22 protein-coding genes and 5 pseudogenes are annotated in these 20,585 nt (G+C 45.2%); 21 read left to right on the top strand and 6 right to left on the bottom strand.

Annotated elements, in window-relative coordinates; all coding sequences use genetic code 11:
* Window positions 1–46 precede the first annotated feature (46 nt).
* Together GW590_RS01945 and GW590_RS01950 are read left to right on the top strand one after the other, a co-directional pair.
* Window positions 47–572: pseudogene (locus GW590_RS01945) on the top strand (IS3 family transposase); the annotation flags it as partial.
* Window positions 573–728: 156 nt separating this feature from the next.
* Entirely contained in the window at window positions 729–1,952 is a 1,224-nt protein-coding gene (locus GW590_RS01950; RefSeq protein ID WP_169401330.1) for a PDDEXK-like family protein, read from the top strand.
* Window positions 1,953–2,230: 278 nt separating this feature from the next.
* On the opposite strand, the gene GW590_RS01955 is transcribed toward GW590_RS01950, so the two are convergent.
* The 3 genes and pseudogenes from GW590_RS01955 to GW590_RS01965 form a co-directional block, all read right to left on the bottom strand.
* On the bottom strand, window positions 2,231–3,193 hold the full coding sequence (locus GW590_RS01955) for an aldo/keto reductase (RefSeq protein WP_169401331.1): 963 nt from the start codon (window positions 3,191–3,193) through the stop codon (window positions 2,231–2,233).
* Window positions 3,194–3,239: 46 nt separating this feature from the next.
* Window positions 3,240–3,392: pseudogene (locus tag GW590_RS01960) on the bottom strand (SDR family NAD(P)-dependent oxidoreductase); the annotation flags it as partial.
* Between the two features lie 19 nt (window positions 3,393–3,411).
* Window positions 3,412–4,605, bottom strand: a complete 1,194-nt coding sequence (locus GW590_RS01965) for an MFS transporter (RefSeq protein WP_169401332.1) — start codon at window positions 4,603–4,605, stop codon at window positions 3,412–3,414.
* A gap of 131 nt (window positions 4,606–4,736) precedes the next feature.
* Here GW590_RS01965 and GW590_RS01970 point away from each other — a divergent pair, with 131 nt between their 5' ends.
* From GW590_RS01970 to GW590_RS01985, 4 genes are all read left to right on the top strand, one after another.
* Window positions 4,737–5,633, top strand: coding sequence for a LysR family transcriptional regulator (locus GW590_RS01970; RefSeq protein ID WP_169401333.1), 897 nt, complete (start codon window positions 4,737–4,739; stop codon window positions 5,631–5,633).
* A gap of 477 nt (window positions 5,634–6,110) precedes the next feature.
* Complete coding sequence (locus GW590_RS01975; RefSeq protein WP_169401334.1) at window positions 6,111–6,644, top strand: DUF2255 family protein; 534 nt, start codon at window positions 6,111–6,113, stop codon at window positions 6,642–6,644.
* Window positions 6,645–6,690: 46 nt separating this feature from the next.
* Complete coding sequence (locus GW590_RS01980) at window positions 6,691–7,212, top strand: (R)-mandelonitrile lyase (protein WP_169401335.1); 522 nt, start codon at window positions 6,691–6,693, stop codon at window positions 7,210–7,212.
* 10 nt (window positions 7,213–7,222) lie between these two features.
* Complete coding sequence (locus GW590_RS01985; protein WP_169401336.1) at window positions 7,223–8,005, top strand: carboxymuconolactone decarboxylase family protein; 783 nt, start codon at window positions 7,223–7,225, stop codon at window positions 8,003–8,005.
* 42 nt (window positions 8,006–8,047) lie between these two features.
* Here the strand turns inward: GW590_RS01985 and GW590_RS01990 are convergent, their stop codons facing one another.
* Entirely contained in the window at window positions 8,048–8,941 is an 894-nt protein-coding gene (locus tag GW590_RS01990) for a LysR family transcriptional regulator (protein WP_169401337.1), read from the bottom strand.
* A gap of 244 nt (window positions 8,942–9,185) precedes the next feature.
* Here GW590_RS01990 and GW590_RS01995 point away from each other — a divergent pair, with 244 nt between their 5' ends.
* From GW590_RS01995 to GW590_RS02015, 5 genes are all read left to right on the top strand, one after another.
* Window positions 9,186–9,560: a DUF2255 family protein gene (locus tag GW590_RS01995; RefSeq protein WP_169401338.1), complete on the top strand. Its 375-nt coding sequence runs from the start codon at window positions 9,186–9,188 to the stop codon at window positions 9,558–9,560.
* On the top strand, window positions 9,557–9,757 hold the full coding sequence (locus tag GW590_RS02000) for a hypothetical protein (RefSeq protein ID WP_211186586.1): 201 nt from the start codon (window positions 9,557–9,559) through the stop codon (window positions 9,755–9,757). Before GW590_RS01995 ends, GW590_RS02000 begins: the two co-directional genes overlap by 4 nt.
* A gap of 158 nt (window positions 9,758–9,915) precedes the next feature.
* Window positions 9,916–10,143, top strand: coding sequence for a tautomerase family protein (locus tag GW590_RS02005; protein ID WP_169401339.1), 228 nt, complete (start codon window positions 9,916–9,918; stop codon window positions 10,141–10,143).
* Between the two features lie 127 nt (window positions 10,144–10,270).
* Entirely contained in the window at window positions 10,271–11,032 is a 762-nt protein-coding gene (locus tag GW590_RS02010) for an SDR family NAD(P)-dependent oxidoreductase (RefSeq protein WP_169401340.1), read from the top strand.
* Window positions 11,033–11,263: 231 nt separating this feature from the next.
* Window positions 11,264–12,412, top strand: coding sequence for an arabinose transporter (locus GW590_RS02015; RefSeq protein ID WP_268952795.1), 1,149 nt, complete (start codon window positions 11,264–11,266; stop codon window positions 12,410–12,412).
* Between the two features lie 49 nt (window positions 12,413–12,461).
* Here GW590_RS02015 and GW590_RS02020 read toward each other — a convergent pair whose 3' ends face one another.
* The gene (locus GW590_RS02020; protein WP_169401342.1) at window positions 12,462–13,484 is read right to left on the bottom strand and encodes an alpha/beta hydrolase; all 1,023 of its coding nucleotides are present in this window, start codon (window positions 13,482–13,484) and stop codon (window positions 12,462–12,464) included.
* 460 nt (window positions 13,485–13,944) lie between these two features.
* Between GW590_RS02020 and GW590_RS02025 the strand changes: the two genes are divergently transcribed.
* Together GW590_RS02025 and GW590_RS02030 are read left to right on the top strand one after the other, a co-directional pair.
* Window positions 13,945–14,349: a (R)-mandelonitrile lyase gene (locus tag GW590_RS02025; protein WP_169401343.1), complete on the top strand. Its 405-nt coding sequence runs from the start codon at window positions 13,945–13,947 to the stop codon at window positions 14,347–14,349.
* A pseudogene (locus tag GW590_RS02030) lies at window positions 14,346–14,453 on the top strand (SDR family NAD(P)-dependent oxidoreductase); the annotation flags it as partial. The gene GW590_RS02025 and the pseudogene GW590_RS02030, both read left to right, overlap by 4 nt.
* An 18-nt stretch (window positions 14,454–14,471) precedes the next feature.
* On the opposite strand, the pseudogene GW590_RS02035 reads toward GW590_RS02030, so the two are convergent.
* Window positions 14,472–15,022 (bottom strand): annotated as a pseudogene (locus GW590_RS02035) (integrase core domain-containing protein).
* 183 nt (window positions 15,023–15,205) lie between these two features.
* Here GW590_RS02035 and GW590_RS02040 point away from each other — a divergent pair.
* From GW590_RS02040 to GW590_RS24590, 8 genes and pseudogenes are all read left to right on the top strand, one after another.
* Window positions 15,206–16,612, top strand: a complete 1,407-nt coding sequence (locus GW590_RS02040) for a hypothetical protein (protein WP_169401344.1) — start codon at window positions 15,206–15,208, stop codon at window positions 16,610–16,612.
* Window positions 16,613–16,663: 51 nt separating this feature from the next.
* Window positions 16,664–16,924, top strand: a pseudogene (locus GW590_RS02045) (colicin E3/pyocin S6 family cytotoxin); the annotation flags it as partial.
* A gap of 16 nt (window positions 16,925–16,940) precedes the next feature.
* On the top strand, window positions 16,941–17,198 hold the full coding sequence (locus GW590_RS02050; RefSeq protein ID WP_154750878.1) for a colicin E3-like toxin immunity protein: 258 nt from the start codon (window positions 16,941–16,943) through the stop codon (window positions 17,196–17,198).
* A 738-nt stretch (window positions 17,199–17,936) separates the two neighbouring features.
* Window positions 17,937–18,239, top strand: coding sequence for a hypothetical protein (locus GW590_RS02055; protein ID WP_169401345.1), 303 nt, complete (start codon window positions 17,937–17,939; stop codon window positions 18,237–18,239).
* Between the two features lie 3 nt (window positions 18,240–18,242).
* The gene (locus GW590_RS02060) at window positions 18,243–19,847 is read left to right on the top strand and encodes an S-type pyocin domain-containing protein (RefSeq protein WP_169401346.1); all 1,605 of its coding nucleotides are present in this window, start codon (window positions 18,243–18,245) and stop codon (window positions 19,845–19,847) included.
* Entirely contained in the window at window positions 19,837–20,034 is a 198-nt protein-coding gene (locus GW590_RS02065) for a CPCC family cysteine-rich protein (protein ID WP_211186587.1), read from the top strand. The genes GW590_RS02060 and GW590_RS02065 overlap by 11 nt, the downstream gene beginning before the upstream one ends.
* Window positions 20,035–20,132: 98 nt before the next feature.
* Entirely contained in the window at window positions 20,133–20,444 is a 312-nt protein-coding gene (locus tag GW590_RS02070; protein WP_169401347.1) for a hypothetical protein, read from the top strand.
* A 4-nt stretch (window positions 20,445–20,448) separates the two neighbouring features.
* On the top strand, window positions 20,449–20,565 hold the full coding sequence (locus GW590_RS24590; RefSeq protein WP_211186588.1) for a CPCC family cysteine-rich protein: 117 nt from the start codon (window positions 20,449–20,451) through the stop codon (window positions 20,563–20,565).
* The last annotated feature ends 20 nt before the right edge of the window (window positions 20,566–20,585 follow it).

Genomic DNA, 20,585 nt, shown 5'->3' on the forward strand with positions numbered 1-20,585 from the left:
ACCAAAAGTCTACCGTAATTACCGCCCATAAAGTTACCCGCGATGTCCCGCCCCTACGTATTGGATGAGTGACATGACCTATATAAGGACGCGTGAAGGCTGGTTATATTTGGCCGTTGTTCTCGATCTCTTCTCAAGGCGGGTTATCGGCTGGAGCATAGGAAGGCGAATGACAGCAGAGTTAGTGATGGATGCACTATTGATGGCGGTATGGCGACGCAAACCACCGGCCAAGGTGTTGATCCATTAAGATAGTGTTCTAAATATACGAGCGAAAGATGTCAGCATTTTATGACAGCTCACAATTAAAAAGCAACATGAGTCATCGGGATAATTGCCATAATAACGCAGTGGCAGAAAGCTTTTTCCAGTTGCTAAAACGGGAACGCATAAAGAAACGGATCTATAAAAATAAGGAAGAAGCGAAGGCAGATATCTTCGATTATGTGGAGATGTTTTATAATGCTAAACGCCGCCACAGTGCCTGTGAGGGGCAATCCCCTGCAGTTTATGAAAGTGCCTGGTTTATGAGGCACGGAACCGTCCAGGAAACTGGGGTCTATTCAGAATGAGTGAATCTTTGTAGCGGGAGAACGACGGGGATATTGCAGGAAAGGGGCGGAGGAAAGATTCTATTTTGATGCTAATCATATCTTTTCTGGTTAGTACTTGCTCATATTGTGAACCGCGTTAGTGTGATAAGCATCGTTTGCCAAAAGGTTAAGACAATGAATGCCATAGAGCAGCATGCTGCAGCACTTCTGGATAGTGTTGCACGATGGAATGAAGTAACAACTCTGGCTAAATTACGCTATCAGGCCGAGTTGGCTCCTGATTTCAGCCTTATGGACTGGCTGAAGAATGACGAACTGGCTCTTTCACGCTATCTGCGATTTTTGCTTTCTCCTGATGAAACGCATGGGCAGTCAGCGCTGTTTTTAAAGGGATTTATCTCCCTCATTGAAAAAAGTGGACACGATAGTCCTATAGCTACCGGAGGTTGCCATCATAACGTCAGGGTTGATTATGAAGTCACTATTGAAAACAGAAGAAAGATAGACCTGTTGATCGCGTCTTCAGAGGGTGTTATTGCTATCGAAAATAAGCCATGGGCAGTAGATCAGGAAAATCAGTTACGGGATTATGCGTTATGGCTGAACAAACGTGAAAGACCATGGAAGTTAATTTATTTATGCAATCAGGAACCGGGTGAGTGGACTCTTCCTGACAATACACCTGAAATGCTGAAGCAACATATCCTCACAATATCCTGGCATGAAGTTGTCGAATGGCTGAATGTGTGTTTATTGCATGTTCGGGCAGGTGCGGTCAGAATATTTGTTGAATCATTGATCAAATATATAAACCAGTCTATTAATGGTGAGTTCATAATGGATAATAGCCGTGAGTTGTCAGAAATCATCCGCAAGGATAGTCACTCTATAGAATCAGCATTTATGATTTTTAACCAGATGAGTGAGGTTCGCCGTGATTTATTCAAAGAGTTAATTTCTGATTTAAATGATCACTTTACTGATTACCCTTTTGCTATTGAGATCTCTGATGTTGAACCATCGAGTCGGTGGGCCGGTTTTTACATACCGTTAAGCCCAGATGGTGTTTATTCTTTGTGCTGGGAATTTGACAGAACAAATTATAACGGCTTGTATTTTGGGATATCAGGAAAAGGTAAGAACGAAGAACATGAAGCTATAATCGGCACGGCTATATCTGACATTTTTCCACACATGCAGGGTAAACCCAGTAAACATTGGTCATGGTGGACTTGGGATCTCGATCCGCAAGGGAAAAACCGTATTCCTCAAAACTGGGGTAATGATGGCGCTACCTGGGCGAAGTTGGGTGCACGTAATGAAGACAGTATTTTTGATGCCCTGAGTGAAGTGATTCTGACGGTTCACAAAAAGCTAGATATGAATCTGTTCCGATAATGCTCTGCTCCCGCTGCTTAACACATTGTGATTTGAATCAGCGGGGACTCAGCAGTAAGCGCTCATGACCCATTTTATTGAGAATCATGAACAAGGACGGGAATGTTTTCCGGGATTGTGAAGGGTTGAGCAAGCCTAGCAGCGCGGTAATGTTTTTACACCAACCCAGAACAGTTTGAAAACGAGAATCTCGTTTAGGGTTGTGTCCACATTACTTGGGTAGGATCAATTGGCCGGTCATGCCGGCCAATCACGCGATTTAAGCACTCACTGATTTGTTATCGATATAACTTGGCAATATCTTCGTCCGTGCGATTACCATAAATTTCAATCTGCGCTAGTGCTGTCTCGATTTGCTGAAACTCAGGCGCGGTCAGTTCAACATCTGCTGCACCAAAGTTTTCCTTAAACCGTGCTTCACTACGCATGCCTGGGATCGGCACAATAAAATCATTTTTATGCAGCATCCACGCCAGCGAAATCTGTGCGGCAGTGGCCTGTTTTTGACTGGCGAATTGATCTAGCAAATCAATTAACGGCTGATTGGCCAGGATATTTTCTTTGTAATAGCGGGTAATACCTTTGCGCACATCATCGCCAGTGAACTTGCTTTGTGCATTATGTTTACCGCTCAGGAATCCGCTGGCCAATGGAGAGAAAGGAACGAAGCCGATGTTCAACTCAGCGCAAGCTGGAATAACATCCTTCTCGAACATTCTTTCCATGATGGAGTACTCACTTTGAATCGCGGTTAAAGGAGTTACGGCATGCGCGCGACGCAACTCTTGCTCCGTGGCCTGCGATTGGCCCCAACCGCGAATCTTACCGTCCTTGATAAGCTCCCCCATACATTCTGCGACTTCCTCTACCGGAATATCTTTATTCACCCGGTGTTGATAATAGAGATCGATATAGTCGGTTTGTAATCGCTGCAATGACGCATCAAGATGCGCGGTGATAATGGCCTTAAGCGACTTATCCCGCGTATCAGAAATATGCAGTTTAGTTGCCAGGATGGCTTGCTGGCGTAGCGGTTTCAGTGCTTCACCGACAATCGATTCATTGTCACCTGCACCATAAACTTCAGCAGTGTCAAAGAAGTTGCAGCCCATTTCAAAGGCGCGGCGTATCAGTCGGATCGATTCTCCACGTTCGGGCGCGGGACCATAACCATGACTAAATCCCATACAGCCAAGACCGATAGCCGAAACGTTGAGTTCTCGCAGTTTTCTGGATTTCATTCTAAAACCTCAATCACATGATTTAAGACGGAAGCACTTATTTCTCTAGTTCCTTTGCCAGAGCATTAATACGATCCGCGCGACAAGCGGCCAATACGATTTTTGCCCCCTGGCTTGCCAGAAGGCGAGCTGTCGCTTCACCGACGCCACTGCTGGCGCCGGTAATGACAATGACTTTCCCCGTCATGTTGTTGTGCATAACGACTTCTGAAGAAGAGTTAATGGATCGGTAGTGGGCGAACCCGGCTTATTATCAATAGTGCTGCAATAATCAGAGTAACGGCGCTGCCGATGACCGCACCGTATGGGCCTGAGTGATCGATTAGAACGCCGCCAAGTCCTGCACCTAAGGTGATAGCAAATTGAATCGCTGCGACTTGCAATCCTCCACCACTTTCAGCCTCATCGGAAACTGTACGTGTTACCCAGGTTGACCAGGCAACAGGTACGGCACCGAACAAGAATCCCCAAAGCACCATGAAAACTGAAACACCGATCGTCGACTGCCCGACATATAGCAGTGCAACAGCCAGCAGGGCCATGATCAGGGGAACAAGTGCGAGCGTTAAACGCAGGCTGTAACGCAACATATGTCCTGCGAATGAGGTTCCGACAATGTTCGCTACACCAAAGCAAAACAGCAGTGTTGATACGCCATTGACGCCAAAGCCTACTGCATGCTCAAGATAAGGGCGTAAGTAGGTGAAGAAGGCAAAGTGCCCACCAAAGACCAGCGCCATCCCGAGGATACCCGCCCCAAATTGCGGTCTTTTCAACAAGCCGAATAGCGTCGCCAGAGTTGACTGACTGTTAGGTTTCATCTCCGGCAACACACGCCACTGCCATAGGATGCCGATCAGTCCCAGCATCGCCGTTACGCCGAATACGCCTCGCCAGCCAATCAAACCACCTAACCAGGTACCAACTGGCGCAGCAATAGCCATCGCAATCGAAACGCCGCCAAAGATGATGGAAAGCGCGCGAGGGATTTTGGTTACTGGAACCAATCGCATTGCAATTGCCGCAGCCATCGACCAAAAGCCGCCGAGAGAAACGCCCAGTAACACTCGACCAGCAATCAGCGTGCTGTAGTGAGTTGAAAGACTGACCAGCACATTTGAGGCAATAAAAAACAGGCTAAACATCATCAGCACATGGCGACGATCGAGTCGACGCGTTGCGGCCGCGATGAATAGGCTGGCAATGGTTCCTACAACTGAAGTTGCCGTGACGGCCTGGCCTGCCATACCTTCAGTAATGTTAAGTGCGGATGCGATCGGTGTCAGAAGGCTAATAGGCAGCAACTCCGCTGTAACCAGACAAATCACGCTAAATGAAAGTGAAAATATCGCGCTCCATTGCGCCTTTACTGAGGCTTGCCGAGTTTCTTCTATGACTGAGGTTTGGCTCATAAATAACATCTCTGGTGATTTCAACAACGACAAACGATGCAGAAAGAATTGAAAATCAGAACAGAGTGTAGAGAATGTGCAACTATCTCAGAAGTGGCATACTTTGATTACTAGCATGAGGTAAATTCATAATGACTACGATTAACTACAACGGATTGTCGGTATTCATCGTTGTCGCACGCGAAAAAAGCTTTACTAAAGCGGCGGCAGAATTAGGTATTTCTCAGTCTGCTGTCAGCCACAGCATTAACGCGCTGGAAGAAAGTCTGGGCATGCGGCTGCTTACCCGAACGACGCGCGGGGCGGCCCCCACCGAAGCAGGGGAAAGGCTGCTTTCTAATCTTGCACCCTATTATTCAGGCATTCAGGCTGAACTTGCGGCGTTAACTGAGCTGCGCGAAAAACCTTCGGGGACTATCCGCATTAGCGCACATGACCATGCGGCCACAACAATTTTGTGGCCCAAGCTGGCACCGCTTTTGCGGGAATATCCCGATATTAATATTGAGATAAATATTGAGTATGGACTGATCAATATCGTCACCGAGCGCTTTGATGCGGGAGTCAGGAACGGAAGCCAAATAGCCAATGACATGATTGCCATGCGAATTTCGCCTGACTACAGAATGCTTGTTGTAGGCTCTCCTGATTATTTCAGCCGCCATCCTACCCCGCAAACGCCTCATGAATTGATATCACATAATTGTGCCAATCTTCGGCTTGCTACCCATGGTGGCTTGTACGCATGGGAATTCGCTTATGAGGGTAAGAGCCTGAACGTTCAGGTCTCCGGCCAAATGATTTTCAATACTTCTCCACAGATGCTGACTGCAGCGGTCGAGGGATATGGATTAGCATTTGCCCCAGAAGATATTCTTCAGCCTTACATTGAATCCGGTCAGCTAATTGCCGTACTTGAAGAGTGGAGCCCCTATGTTCCAGGTTATCATCTTTATTACCCCAGTCGCCGACACGCCTTGCCCGCTTTTCAACTGGTTCTTGAGGCATTGCGATTGCCTACCAGCTAATGTATTCAGATTGGAAGTTTTACCCCAGTTAATTACTCGCAGCGCGCAAGGAACTTTTTTCGGATGGTCTTTCATGTTCACCCCTGGGGGGTGGCCTATCCTTATCGGGATAATACCCCTCACGGCCAACAGATATTATTTAAGCTATGCATCGCCTACTGCATTTTCAATCATGTTTTATTGCATACTGACATGAGTCAAACTCATAAGTTTATCTCTTATAAAACTCAACAGTGTAAAATATTAGCAATGTTATAATTGCACTCATTGTCTTTTTATGTCATTAAATGCAAATAAACTTCAATCTAAGATTGATGAAAATCCCTCATATTAGCATTTGGTTTTTCACCATAGTGCCACCCATAAAGTTGCTATATTCTCAATTTATCACTTGGTGATTAAAATCATTTTCAGATAGATTCATGTTCTCAATATTCACATTCCAAAGTGAAATGAAGGAATATCTACGGAGATAATATGCGACTCACTAATAAGTTAATAAAATTACCTATATTAATAGTTGGTTCTTTAGCAATTTCATCCTTGTGCTATGCTGCAACCTCCGATACGACTTCTCCTGATTCTGTTCAAACGCTGAGTGCACGAGACGCTAGCTTATCGCCTGTGCAATGGTCTCCGAATGAGCTTAGCCAAATAATAAAAGCCGATGATCTTCACATCGCGCCCTTTCGTGAAGATGGAAAAACATATGGCACGCCAACATGGATTTGGTGTGTTGAGGTTGATGGCAACCTGTACGTTCGGGCATACAACGGTCAGCGTTCAAGTTGGTATCAGGCCGCCTTGCGAGAAAAAGCAGGGAAAATTGTTGCTGCAGGCATGACTAAAGAAGTCAGATTTGAATCTGTTCAAGGCGATATCAATACGCAGATCGACAACGCCTATAAAGAAAAATATCAGGGTAGTGGCTATCTGAATCATATGATCACTGGCGGCTCAAGAAATGCCACTATCAAAATTGTTCCTCTAAAAATAAATAGTGCAAGTTGAGCACATTGGAAATGCAATTTAGTCTGTTTATTATCAGGAGATAATTATGTCCCGAATAACCTCTGCATCATTTTTTTTAACACTCGCTGCCAGTTTTTCAACATTGGCGGCTAATAGTGATATTTCTTATGCGGTTTCTGCCAAACCCGTTAAAGAGAACGTCATTATCAGTAAAAATGGCAGTCGCCCATGGGTCACCGGTGCAGAGTCGAATTTTACCGGTACGGTGCGCATTGAACCTCTTTTTACTCAGCCAAAATCTCCGGTCAGAACCACCGTTGGGCATGTCAATTTTGAGCCTGGCGCCCGCAGCGCCTGGCACACACATCCCTTAGGACAAACCCTGGTGATCACCTCAGGATCCGGCTGGACGCAGGAATGGGGAGGAGAGAGGAAAACAGTCCATGCCGGAGACATTATCCATTGCCCACCGGGCGTGAAACACTGGCATGGCGCGACAGCATCTACCGGCATGTCACATCTGGCGATTCAGGAAGGCACGCCTGAGGGCAAAAATGTTGAGTGGATGGAAAAGGTGTCAGATCAGCAATATAGCAATGAATCATAAGGATTGATCTATGCGAACTCGCGCTATAACTATGCTTTCATTGGCCATTATGCTGAGTGGGTGTGTTCAGTCAGCATCAAAAAACCAATCTATCCCCTCATCTCCGTCACTAACCGATTTAGGACAGGCATCACCCGCATTAGAGAATTACACGCAGAAGTATGTGGATAATGATTTATGGAAAAGGCCGCAGCTTAGCCCACGCGATCGCAGCATTGTCACTATTGCTGCGCTTATCGCGCGCAATGACCGGGTAGAACTGCCTTACCATATCAACCTCGCGTTAAACAACGGAGTTAAACCGGGGGAAATTTCAGAGATTATTGCTCACCTGGCCTTTTACAGTGGCTGGCCAAGTGCCACATCCGCCGCTGAAATCACTCGCCGCGTGTTCGCCCGGCGCGGTATAACGCGAGCGCAATTGCCGCAAGCCGATGTCACATTGCAGCCCGTTGATCAAAAAGTTGAACAGGCGAGATCTACCCAGGTTGCTAATAGCTTTAATAAGGTTTCTTCAGGAACAGTGGAATTTACCGAGAAAGCGGTGTTTGGTGATTTGTGGCGACGTCCCGATCTTGCACCGAGAGATCGCAGCATGGTCACTGTCAGCGCTTTAATTGCCAGTGGTCAGATTGAGCAAATTGGCTACCATCTCAACCGGGCCATGAATAATGGTCTGACACAGAGCCAGGCGTCTGAAATGTTGACACAACTGGCGTTCTACGCCGGTTGGCCAAAAGTATTCTCGGCATTACCTGTAGTTAAAAAAGTTTTTGAATCACGCAGTAGTTAAACTCATTTCTGACAGGCTTTCTCGCCCGGGAAAGCCTGCCAATTAATCTCGATAGCGCAGCGCTTCTAGCACCAGCGAGAAAGCTTTTGAAGAGCCGCGTCGATTAGGATAGTAAATGTGCAACCCTTCCCAATAGGGCGTCCACTCCTCCATGACGCTAATCAACTCTCCAGATTTTAAATAAGGTGCAGCCAGCTCCTCTGGTACATGGCTTAAGCCGAAACCCGCTACAGCCGCTTTAACTATCTGGAATATGCTATGAAAGACGATCTGCCCCTCAACACGCGCTGTCACCTCACGGCCATCTTTCTCAAATTCCCATACGTAGAAGCCGCCATGTACCGGTAAACGCAAATTAATGCATTGATGTTTCAGCAGATCCTGTGGCGAGGTTGGCAACGTTTTTCCGGCGAAATAGTCCGGTGAACCGACGACCAAAAAACGCATATCAGGACCAATTCTTGCCGAAATCATGCCGCTTGCCAGTTGGCCTCCTAAACGCACACCGGCGTCGTAGCGTTTCTCGACGATGTCAGTTAGACCATAATCGTTAACGAATTCAATATTTATATCAGGATAGGTGCGCATTAAGAGTGACAGCTTTGGCCAGAGAATTGTTTCAATGGCGAAGTCGGTAGCTGAAATACGTATCGTTCCTGCCGGGTGCTCTTTTTTGTCATGCAAGGCAGCCAATTCGCTGTAGATATCATCAAACTTAGGTGCGAGACTGGCCAGTAACTGTTCACCAATTTCAGTGGGTGAAACGCTGCGCGTGGTCCGCGTCAGCAATCGAACCCCCATTTTAGTTTCAAGTGAACGCATGGTATGGCTGAGTGCAGACTGAGATACGCCCAACTGTGCCGCTGCTCGGGTAAAACTTTGTTCTCGCGCGACGGTGACGAATGCCACTAAATCATTGAGGTTATCTCGTGCCATTTCATTCGCTCCTTAAGTGATTGAAACTGATTTAACTATATATTTCTAAAAGTGTCTATGAATCTTAAATTCAGTTAAGCATCGATTAATGATAAATCCTCATAACTCTATTCGCGACTTTCACCTAATCAAAAAACATTAATTACGCTATGTTAATTAAGTCTTTATTTATGTTTTCTGTCGGTATTTACCCTTCGCTTTAGCTAAGGGGTTTTATTATTTATTGCATTGACGAGGAATCTTTATGCCGTGGTCCAGCAAAGAACTTAACGATATTGTTGAGGCGGATGACCTTCATATTTCACCTCTGCGCGCTGATGGTAAAACTATGGGCACGCCAACATGGATCTGGTGCGTAGAGGTTGAAGGTGCTTTGTATGTGCGTGCTTATAACGGCGTAGGTTCGCGATGGTATCAATCTGCATTGAAGCAAAAAGCGGGACAAATTGTTGCTGCGGGTGAAACCCGAGATGTAATCTTCGAAACTGTTCGCGGTGATATTATCGATAAGATTGATGATGCTTACCGAAAAAAATATAAAAATAGTCAATATCTTAGCCCAATGATAAGTCATCGTACGCGGGAAGCGACCATTCTCATAAAGCCGGCGCTCAAATGACGGCACGACGTTTTCTTAGCTTGTATGTGTTTGATAACAAGCAGAAGAAACTCAGACAAATGTTTAGCTCGGGAGACCGCCTGCGTGATGTTTATGCCACCGGTAACGCGATCTATGTGATGACTACCAATCGTTCACCCCGCTCGGAAGGCCCGTCTGCAGACAGATTAATGAAGTTAATGCTCAAAAAAACATGATTGCTACGCGAAGATCATTCGCAGTAATGAGAATTCTTCATGATTCCATCCCATCCAGGGCCGGTAATCACTATCGGCATATAATGTTAATATTGATGCTATTCGAAAGCCTGATCGGCGGGCTATTAAAAGCATAACAATTAACCAGGGAGTTATTTATGCCCCATATAATTGTCAAGATTGTTGGTCAGTCAGAAGAGGACAAGAAAATCATTGCTGCAGCATTAACTGATACCTTGAGCAAAACGCTGGGAATCAGTGGTGATTTCATTTCTTTGTCTATAGAGGATGTTTTAAAGGATAATTGGATGGAGGACGTGTACAAACCTGAGATTATAGAAAAGCCAAAAAATCTCTATAAAAAACCCGGCTACGATCCACTTTGATTTAGTCTGCCAGGCTCAGGTTTATTATTTAATATCCATGTGAATTTATCCATTTACATCTAGCACAAGCGCATGTTGATTAATTTGCGCTGATGATCTCCTGTGTGTCATAAAGAGGAAATAACCTATGAATTTTTCATTCAAAAATCAAGTTGCATTAGTTACGGGTGCAGCCTCTGGAATGGGTCTTGCCGCATCTAAGGCTTTCGCTGCATCGGGCGCGTCAGTCGTTATGGTGGATATCAATGAAGAAGCGGTTACAAACGCAGCCACTGAACTTAATTCAGCAGGCTACAGTGCGCTAGGTATTCGCTGCAATGTCGCGAATATTGACGAGGTGAAAGCTATGGTTGAGCAGGCTGTCGCCACCTTTGGGCGTATTGATGCGGCATTCAATAATGCGGGCGTACAAAGTCCAGTGGCTGAAACGGCAATTGCCGATCCTGAAGATTATGATTTCGTCATGGATATTAATTTGCGCGGTATCTGGAACTGCATGAAATACGAATTAATTCAGATGAAAAAACAAGGAAGTGGCGCAATCGTTAACAACTCTTCGCTTGGCGGTTTGGTCGGTATTGCCGAGCGCGGTATTTACCATGCTTCCAAGCACGGTGTGGTGGGCTTAACCAAAAGCGCTGGTCTGGAATATGCTCCGCAAAACATCCGCGTTAATGCTATCTGCCCTGGCATTATTGAGACGCCAATGGTGTCTGGCATGCTGGAAAGCCAGCCTGAAGCAATGGCAGAACTGATGAAAGATGTACCAATTAAGCGTCTGGGCCGTGCTGAAGAAATTGCTGATGCCGTACTTTGGTTGTGCAGCCCAGCCTCTACTTTTGTCATTGGTCATGCGCTGCCTGTTGATGGTGGCTATACCGTCCGTTAAATACCCTCGGGGTTCGTTTCAATTAAGGGGACGAGCCCCATTTTTGCTTTTGGTAAGAGTCTTCGCGTGTTGGGGGCGAATGGTCTGATTTAACACCTGTTTGGGGTGTTGAGCAGTCGCGCTTCCTCAATAAGCGTGATGGGTTATCTGGCCCGCCATCTGGCGGGCTAAATATTTAATTATCTTGAGAGTTTGGCTATGCAAGGTGAGTCGGTTGAGTCCAGTGAGTCTATGAATTTTATGCGGATGCTACTGACATTAATGTTGGTTGTTTTGGCCGGATTTTTGATTATTGGCATCGCACTGCCAGTGCTTCCCCGTTACGTACATCACCAGTTGGGATTCGGCACTTTTGCTGTCGGTTTAGTCACTGGCGCGCAGTTTGCCGCTTCTTTAGCAACTCGCTTCGCAGCCGGACGATATGCTGATCGGTGTGGCGGCAAACGAGCCATTTATCTGGGATTGTTGCTGGCAATAGCGGGGGGTGTTTTTTATTTAATTTCGCTACCGTTTGCGACTCAACCCATTACAGCTATTACTTTGGTGTTGATTGGCAGAGCAATAGTCGGTGGTGCAGAAAGCTTTATCATCACTGGCGGCATGACGTTGGGGTTGGCTCTGGCGGGCGGCAAACAAACCGGTAGAGTCATTGCATGGGTCGGCACCGCAATGTTTGCTGCTTTTGCCCTTGGCGCACCGCTAGGTACTGCCATATTTGACCATTCTGGTTTTGCCGCCATTGCAATAACAACAGCGCTGCTACCTATTGCTGCCATGCTCGTTGTTCGCATTTTGCCAGAACGCGTTGAACCTTCCGAACAGAGAGGAACCCTTTCCCAGGCTCTTTCATCGGTGTGGCTGCCCGGATTAGGGGCAGCTTTCAATGGCGTGGGCTATGCGGCTTTATTGTCGTTTTCTGTCCTGATGTACGCCGAAAAGGGCTGGGGAATGGGCTGGTTGCCGGTTAGCGCATTTGCAGCCGCGTTAATAGCCGCACGCCTCTTGCTGGGGCAGTTAATTGACCAGTCGGGTGCTATCCGTGTGGGTGTGATGTTTTCTCTGGGGACAGCGCTCGGGCAGGTTTTACTATGGGCAGCACCTTCTCCATGGCTTGCTGCCGCAGGCGCTGCATTAACGGGTGCTGGCTGGGCAATGGTCTATCCCGCCTTCGGGTCTGAAGCGGTCCGACGCTTGGGAGGGGGAAACAAAGGCGTAGCAATGGCAACGTACTCAGCATTTCCTGACCTTGCAATCGGTCTTTCAAGTCCGCTGTTAGGACTTGTGGTGTCAGCCGGTCACATGAGTATGGTTTTCCTCTGGAGCGCCTTTATTGTGATAATGGCAGTTCCTGTTGCGTTGCTAGCCAGAAAAAAACAATGATTTGAACGGGGGAAGCCCTCCTCTCTTTTAAAAGGCTCCCCCAATACGACTACAGATTCTTACCGAAGAATTCCGCCAGTTTATTTACTGCTGGGGTGACATATTGCGGCTTATCATAGAGATCAAAATGCGATGCGCCCGGAATCACCATAATTTCTTTTGGTTGTTTTGCCTGAGCGTACGCAGCTTCACTGAATTTAAGCGTTTCAGCGCGCGAGCCAGAAATAAGCAGAACCGGACGCGGTGAAATCAGATCCATATGTGCCAACGGATAATAGGCGAGGTGCAGCCCTGGGCTGGTAACGACGTAGCGATTGTGGGCATTGGGATGCGCACCGCGCGGCGTCAAATAATAGTTTGTTGCTTCGCGCACGAAGCTGGGAGAGCTTGCATTAATGCTACTTAAAGGTGGCAATAGCGGCTTCACTAGCACCGGCGCACCGGCTGCTTCTTTATTTAGTTGCTCATCCACGCTTGCCAGTAACTTGTGCTGATCTTCAACGGTTACAGGTATGCCTTCGATACCTGTGCGCGTCGCTTCGCCGATATCATAGGCTACCACCCCGGCAACAGCTTTCACGCGTAAATCGGTCTGGGCTTCGTTAAGGGTATATCCACCGCCAGCACAAACGCCAATAGCACCAATGCGATTAGCATCTACCTGCGGAAGACTGGCGAGATACCCTACCGCACTACGAATATCCTGCACTCGGTCAGAAGGGTCTTCCAGATCACGCGGAACACCGCCACTTTCACCATAGTGGGAAGCATCATAAGCCAGCGTAATAAATCCTTTTCGGGCCAACTGCTGCGCATATAATCCGGAGGTTTGTTCTTTAACGCCTCCCCATGGATGTGCAACCACTATTGCTGGATACTTTTTCGTAGCATCATAATTCGGTGGAAGATACAAGTTTCCGGCCATGCTGATTGTGCCGTTGTTAAATGTAATCTTTTGCGAGCCAACAATATTTATTCCCTCAGCAACAGTTTTAGGCGTGGCGGAAAAAGTATTGGCAGAATAGGCCATTAACAATGATAAGCAGAGTAGTGTATTTTTAAATGCTGGCATGGTTACCCCTCTTTGTGTCAAAGATGATTCTAATTTGATGGAACTTGAATAATTCACTCTTATCTGATCAATGTCGCACGGTGAATATAATAATCATCCAAACTGAATTACAGAGTTAATTCTAAATTTTCCAACGGCAAAAAACCTTGATTAAATAACGAATAGAGTTATTACAATAATTCATAAATTGAAAACTTTTTACAAAGTGGGCGGCGTTTACTGCTAAGCGCGGAGGTAATAAAAAAACCTAAAACGTGTTAAAAATGAATTTTTCAATACTTAATTAATGAAATTAATTCATAAAAGCATTCAGCGTCTGAGGGTTAATTCATAGCTTTTCATCATGCATACTGGAAATCCGATATGCAGATTAACTCTGCTTTATAAGAAGACGACGTCAGGCGAGAAACCTGTTTGTTCGAATCTTCAGATGAATACCCCACAAATTTAAGGAAATGAGATGACTATTATCAACAAAGTTGGCTCGCAAGCATCAATGGTTGGACCTGAAGACTGGTTCACTGGCACAGTCCGCATCGATCCCATGTTTGCTGCAGACGAGAATTCTCGTGCCAGCGCTGGCCACGTCACATTCGAACCAGGTGCACGTACAGCATGGCATACCCATCCACTGGGCCAACGTCTCATTGTGACCTCAGGATTCGGTTATGTCCAAACCTGGGGTGAGCCCGCTCGCGAGATTCGTGCAGGTGATGTCGTTTGTATTCCAGCCCATGAGAAACACTGGCATGGCGCAAGCGCTACTACAGCGATGACCCATATTGCAATCCAGGAAGCTCAAGATGGCAGCGTAGTTGAGTGGCTGGAAAAAGTCTCTGACGAACAATATGGAGATACCGAATAAGCAATAATATCGATGGAAAAGTTGTTGTAATCACAGGTGCCAGCAGCGGGTTGGGTGAATACACGGCGCGTAGTTTGAGTGCTAAAGGTGCAACTGTCATGCTTGTGTAGTCCCTCCGGTTTTTAGTACCACCGCCAATGAGGATCTCCGGCCAGTTTTTGCCTCGCATAGATAACGCGAGGCATATCACCCAGTGAGCTATGCGGACGTTCTTCGTTATATTCTGCGCGCCAGTCTTCTGTTAGCACAGGGACTTCTGACAGTGTTCTGAACAGATACATATCGAGTATTTCTGTTCGTAGCGTTTTGTTAAATCGCTCAATAAATCCGTTCTGCATTGGCCTGCCTGGCTGAATAAAATCGAGTATCACGCCGTGTAAAATAGTTGACTCAGACGGTAGTTCGTTACCGCTGCGTATAAATGCCGGATAGCCTCTTTCAGCACTTAACCGCTCCAGGAGGCATACATCTGCTTTAATCGGCGGTTTTCCTCTTCCAGCTCTTTCATTCGTTTGATATCAGAGAACTCCATACCGCCGTATTTAGATTTCCAGTTATAATAGCTGGCTTACGACACGCCGTTTTCGCGGCACATATCCTTAACATGCCGACCCCCTTCAACTTCTTTTAGAACTCGCGGGATCTGAGTTTCAGTGAAACACGCTTTCTTTATGATGAGCCTCCTTTGGTTGTATTTACTCTAACAAGCAGTAAGACTAAATTCAGCGGGACTACATATTCAGTATTTATGATTTAGATACATTAAGTTAGTCTTTTCATGTAAAAATGCACGAAACTATCATTTAATGAGATCTATAGGACAAAGGATCTTGAAAAGAAGTCGAAGGAGTCAGCAATGCTAAGCGTTATCAGTTTTACTTGGTTTGATATTTTTATACTATCAATGATATTGTTACTACCTGTTTTTATGGGGTTTGTGACTCTATTTTTGTTGTTGAAATCCGCCAGTCATTCAGGGGCCAGATCCCTTTTCCTGTGGCTGGTTTCACCTCAAATTCTAGCCACATTAATTTTCTGGTCGGTGCTGGATTTTTACAACATTGACCTATACGTTAACATAATTTTCATTGCTTCTGGAGCAATGCTGGTAGGTGTAATTATTAGCTACCTCTTCTTTAGAATAGGTACTTATACCATTTCAGGAATATTATGCGGGCATATTATTTCCCTTGCATTATTTTTTATCACTATTAATAGCATCAGTCCAAATTTACTTAAAAAATTGCAGTTTGGACGAGATAGACACCAACTACTTAGTATAGGTCAGAGTAAGGGAAGCGAGAGTTTAAATCGGCGACTTGAGAATGTGAAGTTTCGTCAGAAAATGTTAGTTGAAGCTGTTAATAATTCAAATATGCCTGAAGCGACGTTTCGGGAATTACTGGCTAGAGGTGCTGATCCATTCCAGACATACGCCATTAACGGTTCTATCTTTTCAACAGCGGTAAAGCATCATAATCTTAATGCGGTTCGCGTGTTTACCGAAAAGCTGGATGATGATAATAAACAGGGAAAAAGCAACCGAGACTTTCTGCGCGCGAAAAATCCGTTAGATCAGCCGTTCTATTTTTCAAGTAGACCTACAGAAGAAGAAAAAAAACAGTATATGGATACCGCGAAAATTATCCTCAATAAGATGCCTGAACTACTGAGTGATAAGGCTTACTACAGAATAATACCGAAAGCTAATGCAGAGCTTATTCAATTTTTATGGGACTACCATCCTCCTGAAAACCCTGTTTACCGTATTCAGGCAGAAGCGCTGCTGGGCATGGTGACGGTAGCGGATAAAATTGCCGCCACTCCAAGTATTCTTAAAGAGAAACCAGCCGCAGATTTCGCTGATTCGCTGTGGGAATACTTAGTTCAGTATGCTCCCCGCGCTGTGATCCAGTCCATACTAGAGAGAAATGTGGTGCAGTGGGCTGATTATAAAGATAAAGAAGGGAATAACCCGGTGCTGGAACAAGCTATCTATCGAGCAGGAAAATATGCTGGTGACGATCCGCAAGTACTGACGCTCGTGATGCGCGACATACTAGCACAAGGTGCTGTCTGGTCGCCGTCGCAGCTTGCTCACGGATTTTATACCGAGGCGGAGGGGTCGCATGTGGTCAGTTCATTACATAGTGCGGGTATAACCTGTACACAGCTTCGGGAAGCTCTATCTAACTTTGTTGTTGGGGAGACCTTTGATTATGGGGAGCAACGAATCAAGGAGGTTTGTCAGGCGGGAAAATAACCCCCTGTGGGCATGCGACTAAGTGAGTAAACTCTCAATCAGAGGTGACTTATGACAAAACCAGCATCAACCCGCAAAAAGCCCCGTAAGCAACACACGCCTGAATTTTGCATCGAGACCCTGAAGCTTGCAGAACGCATGGATGTTGCCGCTGCTGCCCAAGAAGTCAGCCTGTATGAATCACAGCTTTATGCCTGGCGCAGCAAGCTGAAGAATGCACATTCCTCTTCAGAACGTGAGCATCTTGGGTCGGTAGATCATAAAACTGGTGAACAATTGAAGCCTGCTGTAAAAGGCCGAAATATTAAACGTTATTTATGAGGCCAAAATGGGATTGAAATTAAGACTGCAATGGTTCGATAAGTTAACAGAGTTGGGTGTAGGTAAGGAATATTCTATTGATTTTGGTGATGATGCCAGCATCATGACTGATGGCTTAGGCTTACCAACAAAAGATATTGTAAATAACGGATCTTTTGAGCTAAGAAGTGATTGGGTCATGCATTTGCAGCCTCATTTCACACATCGTATTAATTTATCTTCTTATGATTATTTCATTTCATTCGATTATAGAGATAAATGGTAATAATAGGGTGTGATGATAGTTTAAGTCTATCATGATGTTAGACAATCTTATCTTCAAAAGAAGAATGTAAAACTGCCCTGTCTTTCAAGGTGATGGCTCGCAGTGCGAACCATCACCTGTCTAAAGTTTTTCTCTCTATTACTTGACGATTTGGTCCCCGTAGCGAGATTTACGCTGATATAGCTGTAGGTAGATTTCAGTAGATGAGAGTAGACAACGAGATGGAGTAACTAACTGATTTCATAAAGCAAAACGGACGTCAGTAGACGTCCGTTATATGTTAGTGGTGCCGGACTCGGAATCGACCTTTCCATATTATATGTTTTATCTTCAAACAACATTTTCGCCTTCCTTTAAATGCTCCTCTTTGTAATGGTTTGCCGACTATTAAAACATGAGGTTTATTTTATATTTATGCCCATAAATAAGTCAGTAATATATTTTTGGTTTTTGCCAAGCAACTTAATTAACCATATCAGATATTGTGTATTTATTTGGTGTTTTTATTTGAAAAAAAGCTGTTATTTATAATCTACAGGCACCCAGTGTTTTTGATAAAAATAAATAATATAAGGTATCTATATAGATGAATAAGAGGAGTGAAAATAGCAGCGAAATAATATGAAATAAAGGCTATGACATTTTTTGAAATCACATACTGATAAAGTGCTTTTAAGTCAAATTGCAGATCGGTTAGTATTGCATCAACTAAACCGTATAAATGACAAGGACAAGGGAATGGATCGTCAATACAACAATGGACTGCCCCCGGAACTGCTGACAACACTAAATCAATCCTCGTTTACAACGGAAGAACTGGCAGAGATAGATGATGAAGTGCGTGTGCTGGTTGCAGAACAGGAAACATCCCGTCGCCAGCATCCGATTATTGCTATTTACCGACCGGCTGTAGCAGGGTGTCTGACCCGGAATGATGGCACGGGTGATGAAATTATCAGCACCCCACAGGGAAGCAGTACAATGATCGTCCGGGAAGGTATGCCGCAGCCGGATGATTTTCTGGTTATCCCCGGAGTGTAACCAATGGGATATCGCACAGAGAATTATGGACGCGGACAGGCTTTTGAAAATGATAAAACAACGACCGGGGCAAGATGTATTGCCTCCATCGATGACAGCGAGTTTGATCGTCGTATAGTCCGGGTGGGAGATATGACCACACCTTGTCCGAAATGCGGGGAACGGGGACGGATTATTAATGGCGAATCGCGGGTTGAGTTCTTCGGAAAAGCTGTGGCAATGGACCGCTCTGAGGTCAGTTGTGGCTGTCCTCGCGGCACAAATCGTGTCATAGCTCCGGCTGGCCAATGGATGGGAAAAGGCAGAGATCCCGTAGAGGTTGCAAGGGAAGAACATGCAGCCAGAGTAGTTGCAGAGCGAGAAGCAGAGGAAAAACGACGGGCAGATGAGCGAGAACAAAACCGGGTCTTTGCCAAATCCTGCCTTCGTGGTGAGGGCTGTAATGATGCCGGGGAAGAGCAGGAACCTCATACCAATTTTGCTTCAATGGCATTTTATCATGCTGTTCCTCCTGCCGATCCGGCATCAGATACTGATGTTCCACAACACGCCCAGACCGCCAAGAAAAAAAATCCTGTAGACGATATACCGAAACCGAAAAAGCGAAGTGCCCTGTATAAATGGCTAAACGGTAATCACGAGGAAATGGATTATCAGGCAGCAACAGCCGCCGCCACGAGTGCTGCTAATGCTCAAACGGTTGTTGAAGGTGCCAGTGTTCTTGGTCTGGTAGGCGGAAGCGCTATTACCTCAGGAACGTGGGCGGTAAAACTTGGTGAGATAGCGAGCGGCCTCGGAAGGATTGCAGCCAGCGGCCCCGGTGCTCCTATAGCAGCAGTTGTGATGGGGATGATGCCCGGAAGGCTCAATGACGGTGAGCAGGATTTTATTGACCGTATGCGTCTGGAGCAGATGCGTGAAGCGCCAAGCCGTGTGCGTTATACATGGGAACAAGATGCTAAAGGTAACCCGGTTCCTCATGGCTGTCACACTCCACCCGGTAAAGATATGGTGCGTGTGCGCAAAATGGAGTGGGACAGCAGCCGAAAAGCCTATACGTTCACCACAGAGGAAGATCCGCGTATAACGATCATCTGGACGCCAGACAGTTCAGGTGTCAATGTTCCTGCAAATACAGGCAACCAAAACCCGGTAAGGATACCAAATCCGGTAGTTGTTGATCCGCTGCCGGAAAATACCAGCATTGAGGCCACAACCACTCCGGCACCGGAAGAAAAGAATTTTGCGGATTATATTCTTGTTCTGCCAATATCGGATATTCCGCCGATCTATATTTATTTAAGCAAAAGACCTGAAGACCCTATTTGGACCCAGAGAAGGAAAATCACCCAAGTTGAAAATGCATACAATCATTGGAAAAAACATGGTTCTGAGTTTCCTGAGTTAACTAACTCTAAAGAGTATGTTGATGCTACTCATGACTTTGTTAATAATCCTCCAAAAGGGACTATGACAAAAACAAGAGATAACGGTGATATTTTGTTATATCATCCCGAAAGTAATACGTTGGGTATCAAATCTAAAGATGGTGCTCCAAGAACGATGTTTAAACCAACTGACAAGATGGACTATTGGAATGATCAATAATTACTATCCATGCCCGTGCTGCGGGAAAATGGTGTTTGAATCTGTAGGTGAACACGATATTTGTCCTAATTGTAATTGGGAAGATGATCCTTTTCAGTCTAGAAATCCAAACAGAAAAGGTGGGGCAAATAAGATGAGTCTCAATGAAGCTAAAGATGCCTATCGGCAAGGTAAATCAGTCATATAAAAGTTAGGGGGATCTTGCTGAAGATCCCTTACATTTCTATGAAAATGGCATTTCTTATTTTTCATATAACCTGATGTTATTATAACAAATACTCCCAAATGAAAAAAACGTATGTGATTTTAGGAACCGATTTTGAGCTTGAACTCATAAGTATATTTGACGAGCTATCGACTATTGATTTTTCTCATGGTATAGAGTCACAAATAATGGTCTTAGATGAAGATTTATTACAATTATCATTTAAGTCTGGGATTATTGTTGATGTTGGTTGGTATCCAGCTTTTGAAACGACTGGCGAATTTATTATTAATCGAATAGCTAATGGTTGTTGGGATGCACCGGAGTCTAAATATAGTGTGGGATGGGATAAAAATAGACTAATATCGAAAATTAGAAAAGCAATTGGCTGAAATAATGAATCGTTCAGTATATTTATGCCCTTGTTGCAGTAAATATGCTTTTTCGGAACATGGAAGTTATGAAATTTGCCCGCTTTGTAATTGGGAATATGATCATGTAGTCCCCTCCTGAATTTAGTCTTACTGCTTGTT

Source organism: Rouxiella aceris, assembly GCF_012933545.1.
GTDB lineage: Bacteria > Pseudomonadota > Gammaproteobacteria > Enterobacterales > Enterobacteriaceae > Rouxiella > Rouxiella aceris.

What these genes read in the sequence shown, in the direction of transcription:
- GW590_RS01950 (WP_169401330.1), top strand. Translation starts at nt 729, where the DNA reads ATGAATGCCATAGAGCAGCATGCTGCAGCACTTCTGGATAGTGTTGCA.
- GW590_RS01955 (WP_169401331.1), bottom strand. Translation starts at nt 3,193, where the DNA reads ATGAAATCCAGAAAACTGCGAGAACTCAACGTTTCGGCTATCGGTCTT.
- GW590_RS01965 (WP_169401332.1), bottom strand. Translation starts at nt 4,605, where the DNA reads ATGAGCCAAACCTCAGTCATAGAAGAAACTCGGCAAGCCTCAGTAAAG.
- GW590_RS01970 (WP_169401333.1), top strand. Translation starts at nt 4,737, where the DNA reads ATGACTACGATTAACTACAACGGATTGTCGGTATTCATCGTTGTCGCA.
- GW590_RS01975 (WP_169401334.1), top strand. Translation starts at nt 6,111, where the DNA reads ATGCGACTCACTAATAAGTTAATAAAATTACCTATATTAATAGTTGGT.
- GW590_RS01980 (WP_169401335.1), top strand. Translation starts at nt 6,691, where the DNA reads ATGTCCCGAATAACCTCTGCATCATTTTTTTTAACACTCGCTGCCAGT.
- GW590_RS01985 (WP_169401336.1), top strand. Translation starts at nt 7,223, where the DNA reads ATGCGAACTCGCGCTATAACTATGCTTTCATTGGCCATTATGCTGAGT.
- GW590_RS01990 (WP_169401337.1), bottom strand. Translation starts at nt 8,941, where the DNA reads ATGGCACGAGATAACCTCAATGATTTAGTGGCATTCGTCACCGTCGCG.
- GW590_RS01995 (WP_169401338.1), top strand. Translation starts at nt 9,186, where the DNA reads ATGCCGTGGTCCAGCAAAGAACTTAACGATATTGTTGAGGCGGATGAC.
- GW590_RS02000 (WP_211186586.1), top strand. Translation starts at nt 9,557, where the DNA reads ATGACGGCACGACGTTTTCTTAGCTTGTATGTGTTTGATAACAAGCAG.
- GW590_RS02005 (WP_169401339.1), top strand. Translation starts at nt 9,916, where the DNA reads ATGCCCCATATAATTGTCAAGATTGTTGGTCAGTCAGAAGAGGACAAG.
- GW590_RS02010 (WP_169401340.1), top strand. Translation starts at nt 10,271, where the DNA reads ATGAATTTTTCATTCAAAAATCAAGTTGCATTAGTTACGGGTGCAGCC.
- GW590_RS02015 (WP_268952795.1), top strand. Translation starts at nt 11,264, where the DNA reads ATGAATTTTATGCGGATGCTACTGACATTAATGTTGGTTGTTTTGGCC.
- GW590_RS02020 (WP_169401342.1), bottom strand. Translation starts at nt 13,484, where the DNA reads ATGCCAGCATTTAAAAATACACTACTCTGCTTATCATTGTTAATGGCC.
- GW590_RS02025 (WP_169401343.1), top strand. Translation starts at nt 13,945, where the DNA reads ATGACTATTATCAACAAAGTTGGCTCGCAAGCATCAATGGTTGGACCT.
- GW590_RS02040 (WP_169401344.1), top strand. Translation starts at nt 15,206, where the DNA reads ATGCTAAGCGTTATCAGTTTTACTTGGTTTGATATTTTTATACTATCA.
- GW590_RS02050 (WP_154750878.1), top strand. Translation starts at nt 16,941, where the DNA reads ATGGGATTGAAATTAAGACTGCAATGGTTCGATAAGTTAACAGAGTTG.
- GW590_RS02055 (WP_169401345.1), top strand. Translation starts at nt 17,937, where the DNA reads ATGGATCGTCAATACAACAATGGACTGCCCCCGGAACTGCTGACAACA.
- GW590_RS02060 (WP_169401346.1), top strand. Translation starts at nt 18,243, where the DNA reads ATGGGATATCGCACAGAGAATTATGGACGCGGACAGGCTTTTGAAAAT.
- GW590_RS02065 (WP_211186587.1), top strand. Translation starts at nt 19,837, where the DNA reads ATGATCAATAATTACTATCCATGCCCGTGCTGCGGGAAAATGGTGTTT.
- GW590_RS02070 (WP_169401347.1), top strand. Translation starts at nt 20,133, where the DNA reads ATGAAAAAAACGTATGTGATTTTAGGAACCGATTTTGAGCTTGAACTC.
- GW590_RS24590 (WP_211186588.1), top strand. Translation starts at nt 20,449, where the DNA reads ATGAATCGTTCAGTATATTTATGCCCTTGTTGCAGTAAATATGCTTTT.